This is a genomic window from Streptomyces cyaneofuscatus (genome assembly GCF_000718135.1).
Lineage (GTDB): Bacteria > Actinomycetota > Actinomycetes > Streptomycetales > Streptomycetaceae > Streptomyces > Streptomyces cyaneofuscatus.
The window spans coordinates 666,674-677,163 of the sequence record NZ_JOEM01000001.1; the positions used below are offsets into that span (position 1 = coordinate 666,674).

At 68.9% G+C, this 10,490-nt stretch carries 10 protein-coding genes; 4 read left to right on the plus strand and 6 right to left on the minus strand.

From position 1 onward, the window contains the following. Together rplC and rpsJ are read right to left on the minus strand one after the other, a co-directional pair. Window positions 1-645, minus strand: coding sequence for a 50S ribosomal protein L3 (rplC, locus tag IF17_RS0103220; protein WP_003966960.1), 645 nt, complete (start codon window positions 643-645; stop codon window positions 1-3). Window positions 646-659: 14 nt separating this feature from the next. Next, the gene (gene rpsJ / locus IF17_RS0103225; RefSeq protein WP_003948644.1) at window positions 660-968 is read right to left on the minus strand and encodes a 30S ribosomal protein S10; all 309 of its coding nucleotides are present in this window, start codon (window positions 966-968) and stop codon (window positions 660-662) included. A gap of 437 nt (window positions 969-1,405) precedes the next feature. Between rpsJ and IF17_RS0103230 the strand changes: the two genes are divergently transcribed. The 3 genes from IF17_RS0103230 (at window position 1,406) to IF17_RS0103240 (ending at window position 4,958) form a co-directional block, all read left to right on the plus strand. After that, complete coding sequence (locus tag IF17_RS0103230) at window positions 1,406-1,864, plus strand: GNAT family N-acetyltransferase (protein WP_030561904.1); 459 nt, start codon at window positions 1,406-1,408, stop codon at window positions 1,862-1,864. A 180-nt stretch (window positions 1,865-2,044) separates the two neighbouring features. Beyond that, window positions 2,045-4,075: a PIG-L family deacetylase gene (locus IF17_RS0103235; protein WP_030561906.1), complete on the plus strand. Its 2,031-nt coding sequence runs from the start codon at window positions 2,045-2,047 to the stop codon at window positions 4,073-4,075. Window positions 4,076-4,232: 157 nt separating this feature from the next. After that, window positions 4,233-4,958, plus strand: a complete 726-nt coding sequence (locus tag IF17_RS0103240; protein ID WP_030561908.1) for a S1 family peptidase — start codon at window positions 4,233-4,235, stop codon at window positions 4,956-4,958. 225 nt (window positions 4,959-5,183) lie between these two features. On the opposite strand, the gene tuf is transcribed toward IF17_RS0103240, so the two are convergent. The 4 genes from tuf to rpsL all read right to left on the minus strand — a co-directional run bounded on the left by tuf (window position 5,184) and on the right by rpsL (window position 9,547). After that, on the minus strand, window positions 5,184-6,377 hold the full coding sequence (gene tuf / locus IF17_RS0103245) for an elongation factor Tu (RefSeq protein WP_015610719.1): 1,194 nt from the start codon (window positions 6,375-6,377) through the stop codon (window positions 5,184-5,186). 157 nt (window positions 6,378-6,534) lie between these two features. After that, window positions 6,535-8,664, minus strand: coding sequence for an elongation factor G (gene fusA / locus IF17_RS0103250; protein ID WP_030561911.1), 2,130 nt, complete (start codon window positions 8,662-8,664; stop codon window positions 6,535-6,537). 38 nt (window positions 8,665-8,702) lie between these two features. Beyond that, window positions 8,703-9,173 carry a 30S ribosomal protein S7 gene (gene rpsG, locus IF17_RS0103255; RefSeq protein WP_003966970.1) on the minus strand — a complete coding sequence of 157 codons (471 nt, stop codon included), beginning with the start codon at window positions 9,171-9,173 and terminating at the stop codon, window positions 8,703-8,705. Between the two features lie 2 nt (window positions 9,174-9,175). Beyond that, window positions 9,176-9,547 (minus strand): 30S ribosomal protein S12, encoded by a 372-nt coding sequence (rpsL, locus tag IF17_RS0103260; RefSeq protein WP_003948652.1) that lies wholly within the window; start codon window positions 9,545-9,547, stop codon window positions 9,176-9,178. Window positions 9,548-9,996: 449 nt separating this feature from the next. Between rpsL and IF17_RS0103265 the strand changes: the two genes are divergently transcribed. Further along, window positions 9,997-10,422, plus strand: coding sequence for a hypothetical protein (locus IF17_RS0103265; protein WP_030561913.1), 426 nt, complete (start codon window positions 9,997-9,999; stop codon window positions 10,420-10,422). Window positions 10,423-10,490: the final 68 nt, after the last annotated feature.

Sequence of the window (10,490 nt, forward strand, 5' to 3'; positions counted from 1 at the left end):
TCAAGCCCCCTTGGCCGCGGTACGGACCAGGACGAGGCCGCCGTTCGGACCGGGGACCGCGCCCTTGATGAGGAGCAGACCCTTCTCCGCGTCAACCGCGTGGATGGTCAGGTTCTGGGTGGTGACGCGCTCGTTACCCATACGGCCCGCCATGCGCATGCCCTTGAAGACACGCCCAGGGGTGGCGCAGCCACCGATGGAACCGGGGGAACGGTGCTTGCGCTGGGTGCCGTGCCCGGCGCCGAGGCCCTTGAAGTTGTGACGCTTCATGACACCGGCGAAGCCCTTGCCCTTGCTCTTGCCCGTGACGTCGACCTTGACGCCGGACTCGAACACCTCGGCAGTGACCTCCTGGCCCAGCGTGTACTCGCTGGCGTCAGGGGTGCGGAGCTCCACCAGGTGGCGGCGCGGGGTGACGTCGGCCTTGGCGAAGTGACCCTTGAGGGGCTTGTTCACCTTGCGCGGGTCGATCTCGCCGAAGGCGATCTGGACCGCTTCGTAGCCGTCGCTGTCGTTGGTGCGAACCTGCGTCACGACGCACGGCCCGGCCTTGACGACGGTCACCGGGACGACCCGGTTGTTCTCGTCCCAGACCTGGGTCATGCCGAGCTTCTCGCCCAGGACGCCCTTGATGTTCTTGCTCATCTCGGCCCGTCCCCTCAGAGCTTGATCTCGATGTCGACGCCCGCCGGGAGGTCGAGGCGCATCAGCGAGTCAACCGTCTTCGGCGTGGGGTCGAGGATGTCGATGAGGCGCTTGTGCGTGCGCATCTCGAAGTGCTCGCGAGAGTCCTTGTACTTGTGCGGCGACTTGATGACGCAGTACACGTTCTTCTCAGTGGGCAGCGGCACCGGGCCCGCGACCGACGCACCAGTGCGGGTCACCGTCTCGACGATCTTCTTCGCCGAGGAGTCGATGACCTCGTGGTCGTAGGCCTTGAGCCGGATGCGGATCTTCTGTCCCGCCATGGCTACTAGTAGTCCTGTCTCTCGTAACGCTCTGGAACCCGGGGGTTCTCTGGACTCCTCCTCCGACCCACGCGGTCGGGCGTGTCGCATCCCCTCTACGAAAATCTCCCGAAGGAAATCCCAACCAAGGGGGTGCGGGCCCTGAGACCGCGGAACCGGGGGCGGAACACCCACCGGGTGCCTGGCCGGCGCCCTGCATTGCTTCCCGGAAGATTCCCGTACGTCCGGCCCATACAGGGCCGACGAGTACTGTGGGACTCGCTTCCGGTCCTCCCGGCGGGAGGCGCGCAGCATTGACACTCAACCGAGCAACCTGGTCAGTGTGCCATACGGGGCGCGGGCCTGGCCAATCGAGTCGGGAATCCTACCCCGGGCGAGCGAGTGCTCAAACGCAGGCGCGCATCCGGCGGTACCGGGGCCCCTGACAGAATCCGGCCATGCCGACGAACACCCTGCCGAGCTGGGAGCTGCGCCCCGCCCTCCCCGAGGACGTCGAGGCCGTCGCCGAGCTGCGGGCGGTCGTCATGCGCCCCGACCTGGAGCGGCTGGGGCGGTACGACGAGCACCGGGTACGGCAGCGGCTGCGGGACGCGTACGTGCCCGCGTACACCTCGGTCCTGGAGACCCCCGACGGCTTCGCGGGGTGCGTCACGCTGCGGCCGGCCGCGGACTGCTGGTGGCTGGAGAACTTCCTCCTCTCCCCCGGGCTCCAGGGCCACGGCATCGGCTCGGCCGTGCTGCGCGGGCTCCTGGCCCGGGCGGACGCCGAGCGGATGCCCGTACGGCTGAACGTGCTGCAAGGGAGCGCCGCCCGGCGGCTGTACCAGCGGCACGGGTTCGCGCTGGAGCGGGAGGACCCGGTCGACGTGTTCATGGTGCGCAAGCCCACACCCTGACCGGGCAACCTGTCCGCCGCGATCCCCGTCTATCCCCCCGCAGGCGCGGCCGACCAGCCGCTGACCTGTGCGAAGAGCCAGGAGTACGCAGGACAGGGCGGCCGTTCGCCCGCTGCGGGGGAAGCGGGAGCGGACGGGGTGCGTGGCGTGGTGGATCGATCTGTCCTGTCCCGAATACGGGTGCCCCGGCGCACGCTCCTCCTGACGGCCACCGCGACCGCCGCGCTCGCCGGATGCGCCGTACCGGCTCCGCGGCGCCGGGGGCCGGTGCCGGATCCGGCGCCCGGGCTGGCCATAGCGTCCACCCGGCGGGCGCAGATCATGCAGCTGCTGGCCCACCCGGACGACGACCTGTACTTCATGAACCCCGACACCCGGCAGGCCCTGGACGCCGGGACCCCGCTGGTCTGCGTGTATCTGACCGCGGGCGAGGCGGACGGCGTCAACAAGATCCCCGGCGCGCCCCGCCCGGCCCCCGACCGGGCCGCGTACTCCTCCTCCCGCCACCAGGGCCTGCGCCAGGCGTACGCCGAGCTCCTCGGCCTCGACCGCTTCACGCCCTGGGAGAAGTCGGCGCTCCCCCTGCACGGCGGCCACCGGGCCGAGAGAGACGTCCTGACCGACGGGGAGCGCCGGGTCGAGCTGGTCTTCCTCAACACCGCGATGCACACCGGCCGGGGGCGGCTCGGGCTCCCCAGCCTCTGGCAGGACCGGCGCCTGGTGCTGCCTACCGTCGTGGCCGACAACTCCCCCTTGGACAGGGCCGGTTCGTATACGTACGACGGTCTCGTCGACGTCCTCACCGAGCTGCTGGAGCGGTACCGGCCCACCCTCGTGCACACCCTGGACCCCGATCCGGACCTCCAGTTCAGCTCGGAGTACGAGCGGCGCCGGGACAGTGAGCAGCGCGGGTACTCCGACCATGCCGACCACACCGCGGCCGGCTGCTTCGCCTGGGCGGCGCTGATCCACTGGGTGGCGCGGGCGACGGCGGCCGGGGAGCCCGTGCCCGGGTTCACGGTCTCCTCGTTCCGGGGCTACTACAACCGGCACTGGCCCAAGAACCTGCCGCCCAAGGTGCTGGAGCGGAAGGCCGCCCACCTCGTCCCGTACGGCGGCTCGCCCGACTGGGAGTGCGGCAACTCGTCCGGCTGCGGCGACTACAACGTGGGCGGCGACCGGCCCCTGACCAACCGGAAGGGCTGGGTCCGCTCCACCCACCACCGCTACCCGGGCCCCCGCCCGGCCCTCTCCTCGGGGGCGGACGGCCGGCTCACCGCGTACGGGGTGCTGGGGCTGCGCGCCGTGCGGTGGCGCGAGAGCGCGCCCGGCAGCGGGGTCTGGGACGCGCCGGACGACCTCGGCGGCGGGCCGCTCGCCCCGGTGCTGGGCTCGGCGGTGACGGCGGACGGGCTCCAGCTGCTGTTCGGGCTGCGGTTCTCGGCGCTCGGCGGGCACGGCTCGGACAACGAGCGCGAGATCGTGGTGCTGGAGCAGCGCTCGCCGGACGGCCCCTTCCGCGCGTGGCGGGGGCTCGGCAACCCCGCGACGGGCCCCGACCACGGGCGCCGCATCGGCGTGCCGGTCGCCGTGACCGCGCCGGACGGCCGCGTCCACCTCTTCGTACGGAACGCGGAGAAGGGGCTGAGCACCCGGGTGCGCGACGCGGGGTCCGGGCGCTGGAGCGGGTGGCGCGACCTGGGCGGCGGCGAGGTGCAGGACGGGCTGACCGCGGTGGTGGACGCGGCGGGATGCGTGCACGTGTACGCCGCCGGGCACCATGCCGTGCACCACTGGACCCAGGACGCCCCGGGCCAGGACGTCACCGCCCGTACCCAGCTCACCGAGGCCCCGGTCCCCTCCCACGCGCCGGCCGCCGTCGCCGCGCCGGACGGGTCGGTCGCCCTCTACTACCGGGCCGCGGCCGCCGCCGCGCTCACCGCCGTGACCGGCACGGACTCCCCCGCCCCCCACTTCGACGGCTACGGTCCGGTGGCCGCGGCACCCACCCCCCGGGGCCCGGTACTGCTCGGCCGCGACGCGGAGGGCGCGCTCCGCCTGCGTACCGCCGGATCCACCGCCGTACGCTCTCGGGGGACGGTGGCACTGGACGGGGCCGCGCTCCACCTCGGGGCGGATGGGGCACCCACCGTCGTGGGGTTCGGGCCGGACGCGGCGCCGTGGATCTGGCGTCCCGGGAGCGCCGGCTAGGGGGCGGGAACGGCCCCGTGGCGCTACCTAGCGTTCGCCGGGCCATAACGCGGCGTTATGGGAAAGCGTTAGTACCCGGCCGAATGGTTCTTCGACACTCTGGGGCCGTCAACCCCCACAAACACGCCCCTCAGCGTGCTCCCCGAAATGAGGAACCATGCGAATAGCAAGGCTAGTTCCCGCTGCCCTCGCCGCCGCGGCCACCGTCCTCGCTCTTCTCAGCCCCGCCGCCACCGCCGCCCCGCAGCCCCCGCTCCAGGACGCCCCGCCCCCGACCACCCAGATCATCGGCGGCGGCCAGGCGTCCAACGCCCCCTGGGCCGCGCGGCTCTTCTCGCAGGGCAGAGAGACCTGTTCGGCGACGATCATCGCGCCGACCTGGATCCTCACCGCCCGGCACTGTGTCACGGGCGGCGGCCTGTCGTTCCGCATCGGCAGCCTCGACCAGCACAGCGGCGGCGTGGTGGCCAACGGCGTCCAGACGTACAACCACAGCGCGGACATCTCCCTGGTCCGCCTGGACCGCTCCGTGCAGACGACCTACTCCCGCCTCGGCAACCCCGGCTCGGTGAGCGTCGGGCAGAGCGTCCAGGTCTGGGGCTGGGGCGCCACCTCGCAGTGCGGCTCGGAGGCCAACTGCCAGTCGCGCTACCTGAAGGTCGCCAACGTGACGGTGACCGGCGGCTGCGGTGACGCGTACGGCGGCTCGGCGATCTGCGCCCGCCGCGGCAACGGCATCACCGCCGGCGGCGACTCCGGCGGCCCGATGACGGCCAACGGCATCCAGGTCGGCGTGGCCTCCACCAGCGACCGGCAGACCACGACGGCGTACACGAACGTCACCGCGTACCGCTCCTGGATCCAGTCCATCGCGGGCGTCTGACCTGCCGTCACCCCTGGGGGCGGCGGGCACCTGACCGACCCGCCGTCCCGCTCGAAACGTAGGGCCCCCGTACCTCTCCGCCCTGAGGTACCGGGGCCCTACATCCATGTGGGGGGGGCGTACCCCTGAGTGCTCCGGGCACGGCGAAGGGCCCCGCACCTCTTACGAGGTGCGGGGCCCTTCTTGCGACTCAGTGAGCCACCAGGTCCAAGGACCAAGCAGAAACTACTTGATGATCTTGGTGACCTGGCCGGCGCCCACGGTCCGGCCACCCTCACGGATGGCGAACTTCAGGCCCTCTTCCATGGCGACCGGCTGGATCAGCGCGACGTCCATGAGGGTGTTGTCACCCGGCATGACCATCTCGGTGCCCTCGGGAAGGGTCACAACGCCCGTCACGTCCGTGGTACGGAAGTAGAACTGCGGGCGGTAGTTGTTGAAGAACGGGGTGTGACGGCCACCCTCGTCCTTCGACAGGATGTAGGACTGCGCCTGGAACTCGGTGTGCGGCGTGACCGAACCCGGCTTGATGATGACCTGGCCGCGCTCGACGTCCTCGCGCTTGATGCCACGGAGGAGCAGACCGACGTTCTCACCGGCCTGGCCCTCGTCGAGCAGCTTGCGGAACATCTCGATGCCGGTGACCGTGGTGGTGGTCTTCTCGGTCTTGATACCGACGATGTCGACGGTCTCGTTGACCTTGAGGACACCACGCTCGATGCGGCCGGTGACGACCGTACCGCGACCGGTGATCGTGAAGACGTCCTCGATCGGCATGAGGAACGGCTTCTCGACGTCACGCTCGGGCTGCGGGATGGACTCGTCGACGGCGGCCATCAGGTTCAGGACCGACTGGCCCCACTCCTTGTCGCCCTCGAGAGCCTTGAGCGCCGAGACGCGCACGACCGGGAGGTCGTCGCCCGGGAACTCGTACTCGGAGAGGAGCTCACGGACCTCGAGCTCGACGAGCTCCATGATCTCCTCGTCGTCCACCATGTCGGCCTTGTTCAGGGCGACGACGATGTACGGAACGCCGACCTGGCGGGCCAGGAGCACGTGCTCCTTGGTCTGCGGCATCGGGCCGTCGGTGGCGGCGACGACGAGGATGGCGCCGTCCATCTGCGCCGCACCCGTGATCATGTTCTTGATGTAGTCGGCGTGACCCGGGCAGTCGACGTGCGCGTAGTGACGCGACTCCGTCTGGTACTCGACGTGCGCGATGGAGATGGTGATACCGCGCTGGCGCTCTTCGGGAGCCTTGTCGATCTGGTCGAAGGCCGAGGCCTCGTTCAGGTCCGGGTACGCGTCGTGCAGCACCTTGGTAATGGCGGCCGTGAGGGTCGTCTTACCGTGGTCGATGTGACCGATGGTGCCGATGTTGACGTGCGGCTTAGTCCGCTCGAACTTTGCCTTCGCCACTGGGGTCCTCCTGAGTGGATCTGTACGCCTTGCTTCATCGGCGCCAGGTGATCTTTGCTGGGGTGCCGGCGCCGGGGGCATACGGCACAGTGCTCGCGCGCTGTGCCGCATGCCCGCCCGGCTCCGGTGACAAGCCTAAAGCGTGAGCTCGGGAGAGTTACTCGCCCTTGGCCTTCGCGATGATCTCCTCGGCGACGTTCCGCGGAACCTCGGCGTAGGAGTCGAACTGCATCGAGTAGCTTGCGCGACCCGAGGTCTTGCTGCGGAGGTCTCCGACGTAGCCGAACATCTCCGAGAGGGGCACGAGGCCCTTCACGACGCGAGCGCCGCTGCGCTCCTCCATGGCCTGGATCTGGCCACGGCGGGAGTTGAGGTCGCCGATGACATCGCCCATGTAGTCCTCGGGCGTGGTGACCTCGACGGCCATCATCGGCTCGAGGAGCACGGGAGAGGCCTTGCGGGCACCCTCCTTGAACGCCTGCGAACCGGCGATCTTGAAGGCGAGCTCCGAGGAGTCGACCTCGTGGTAACCACCGTCGAGAAGGGTGACGCGGACGCCGACCATCTCGTAACCGGCCAGGATGCCGAACTGCATGGCTTCCTGAGCACCCGCGTCCACCGAGGGAATGTACTCACGGGGGATGCGGCCGCCGGTGACCTTGTTGACGAACTCGTAGGAGGCGTCGCCACCCTCGATGGGCTCGAGGGCGATCTGCACCTTCGCGAACTGGCCGGTACCACCAGTCTGCTTCTTGTGCGTGTAGTCGATGCGCTCGACGGCCTTGCGGATCGTCTCGCGGTACGCGACCTGGGGCTTGCCGACGTTCGCCTCGACGCGGAACTCGCGCTTCATGCGGTCGACGAGCACCTCGAGGTGAAGCTCGCCCATACCACCGATGATGGTCTGGCCGGTCTCCTCGTCGGAGTGCACCTGGAAGGAGGGGTCCTCCTCCGAGAGGCGCTGGATGGCGACACCCAGCTTCTCCTGGTCACCCTTGGACTTGGGCTCGATGGCGACCTGGATGACCGGCGCCGGGAAGTCCATGGACTCCAGGATGACCGGGTTCTTGTCGTCACACAGCGTCTCACCGGTGGTGGTCTGCTTCAGGCCCATGACGGCGATGATGTCGCCGGCGCCCACCGACGCGATCTCCTCACGCTTGTTCGCGTGCATGCGGTAGATCTTGCCGATGCGCTCCTTCTTGCCCTTGACGGAGTTCAGCACCGCGGTGCCGGCCTCCAGGCGACCGGAGTAGATCCGGACGAAGGTGAGCTTGCCCAGGTGCGGGTCGCTCGCGATCTTGAACGCCAGGCCGGAGAACGGCTCGTCGTCCGAGGGCTTGCGGGCGATGACCTTCTCCGGGTCCTTGACGTCGTGGCCCTCGATGGCCTCGACGTCCAGGGGGGAGGGCAGGTAGCGCACGACCGCGTCGAGCAGGGGCTGGACGCCCTTGTTCTTGAACGCGGTGCCACAGAACACCGGGGTGACGGTGACGGAGTCGGCGCTGCCCTTGGAGGCCAGGGTGATGCGGCGGATCGCCTCGTGCAGCTGCTCCTGGGTGGGCTCGTTGCCCTCCAGGTACAGCTCCATCATGGCGTCGTCGTTCTCGGCGACGGCCTCGAGGAGCTTCCCGCGCCACTCGACGGCGGACTCCTGGAGGTTCTCCGGGATGTCGACGATGTTGTACATCTCGCCCTTGGCGGCCTCTTCGGGGTACACGAAGGCCTTCATCGACACGAGGTCGACGACGCCCGTGAAGTCCGCTTCGGCGCCGATGGGGAGCTGCATGACGATCGGGGTCGCGCCGAGGCGGTCCACGATCATCTCGACGCAGCGGAAGAAGTCGGCACCGGTGCGGTCGAGCTTGTTGACGAAGCAGATACGCGGGACGCCGTAGCGGTCCGCCTGACGCCAGACGGTCTCGGACTGCGGCTCGACGCCGGCCACACCGTCGAACACGGTGACGGCGCCGTCGAGGACGCGGAGCGAACGCTCCACCTCGACGGTGAAGTCGACGTGACCCGGGGTGTCGATGATGTTGATGGTGTGGTCAACATCGTTGAGCGGCCAGTGACAGGTCGTCGCGGCGGACGTGATCGTGATGCCGCGCTCCTGCTCCTGCTCCATCCAGTCCATCGTGGCAGCGCCGTCGTGGACTTCACCGATCTTGTAGCTCACACCGGTGTAGAAGAGGATCCGCTCAGTGGTGGTCGTCTTCCCCGCGTCGATGTGGGCCATGATCCCAATGTTGCGGACCTTGGCCAGGTCAAGCGAAGTGGTGGCCATAAGGCTCAATCTTCTCTCGGTCTCGATGGGGGTAGCGACTACCAGCGGTAGTGCGCGAAGGCCTTGTTGGACTCGGCCATCTTGTGGGTGTCCTCACGCTTCTTGACCGAAGCGCCGAGGCCGTTGGAGGCGTCGAGCAGTTCGTTCATGAGGCGCTCGGTCATGGTCTTCTCGCGGCGGGCGCGGGAGTAACCGACGAGCCAGCGCAGAGCGAGGGTGGAGGCGCGACCGGGCTTGACCTCGATCGGCACCTGGTAGGTGGCGCCACCGACACGGCGGGACTTGACCTCGAGCGAGGGCTTGACGTTCTCAAGCGCGCGCTTCAGCGTGATGACCGGGTCGTTGCCGGTCTTCTCGCGGAGGCCTTCCATGGCGCCGTAGACGATCCGCTCGGCGGTGGAACGCTTGCCGTCGAGCAGGATCTTGTTGATCAGCGACGTGACAAGAGGAGAGCTGTAGACCGGGTCGATGATGACCGGGCGCTTCGGGGCGGGGCCCTTACGAGGCATTCTTACTTCTCCTTCTTGGCGCCGTAGCGGCTGCGGGCCTGCTTGCGGTTCTTGACACCCTGGGTGTCAAGGGAGCCGCGGATGATCTTGTAACGAACACCCGGCAGGTCCTTCACACGGCCACCACGCACGAGCACGATGGAGTGCTCCTGCAGGTTGTGTCCCTCACCCGGGATGTAGGCCGTGACCTCGATGCCGGAGGTCAGACGCACACGCGCGACCTTACGGAGCGCCGAGTTCGGCTTCTTCGGGGTGGTCGTGAACACACGCGTGCAGACACCGCGACGCTGGGGCGAACCCTCGAGCGCGGGCGTCTTGTTCTTCTCGACCTTGTCCTGCCGGCCCTTCCGGACCAGCTGCTGGATCGTAGGCACTACTTCTCCGGTTTCTGTGTGCCGTTCGTGAAACTAACCTGGAACATCGCCGACCCACGCGGTCGGGTGTGTCGAATACTGCAGGCTCCTGCCCTGGGGGCAGAAGGGGCGCAGATTGCGGTGGCTACTGACGAGCTCGCGATGCGGTTGAGGACACGCACCGGAGCCCAGGCACACCCCAGGCACAAGGCTTGAGCGTACCTACCTCACGGACCTGGGTCAAAACAAATGCTGTCCACCCCGGCGCACCGGGGCCGCCGGCCCCCTCAGCTCGCCCTGCCGTCGGGGCGGCGGCCCTGCAACCCTCCGTCGGCCGGGGAGCGGGTCAGATGAGCCGGATGCCGTCGGCGACGCCGCTGAGAAGAGCCACCAGCAGAATCATTCGCGCAGGTTATCCACGGCGAAAATGACCAGATGGTCACACGTACGAAGGAATTGCCAAAGATGCCGTGGCGGGCCTGCTGAGCGCGGGTGGCGAATTCACCAGGGCCGTCAGGAATCCGCTGCTCGACAGCGTGACGGGCGAAGCGCGCGAAGCGCTGGGGAAGATCGCGGTAGCGCTCGAGGCCAGCTCCGCGGCCGAAAGCACGCTCATCTCATTCGCCCCTGATGCCATCCGGACAGCCCCGAAAGGCATAGGAATTTTCGGGGTGAACGTCATTCCGGGCGGGAAAGCGACATTCGAGGGCCTCATCGACCGGCGGACACCGTGGAACAACGAGTCGGCGCCCTGCGTCGAATTCCAGCGACTGCGGGGCGCCATGACACGGGCCTGCGGGGGCTGCCCGCCGCTCGTACGCCGCCTGGCAGCGGAAGCCCGGCTCCGGGGCTCGGAGGCCGACATCGGCCCGCCCGCACGTCCTGGAACGCCCTGAAGGTCCCGTACACGCCTGAGGGCGGCCACCCCCTGACGTACAGGGGTGACCGCCCTCAGGCGTTCAAG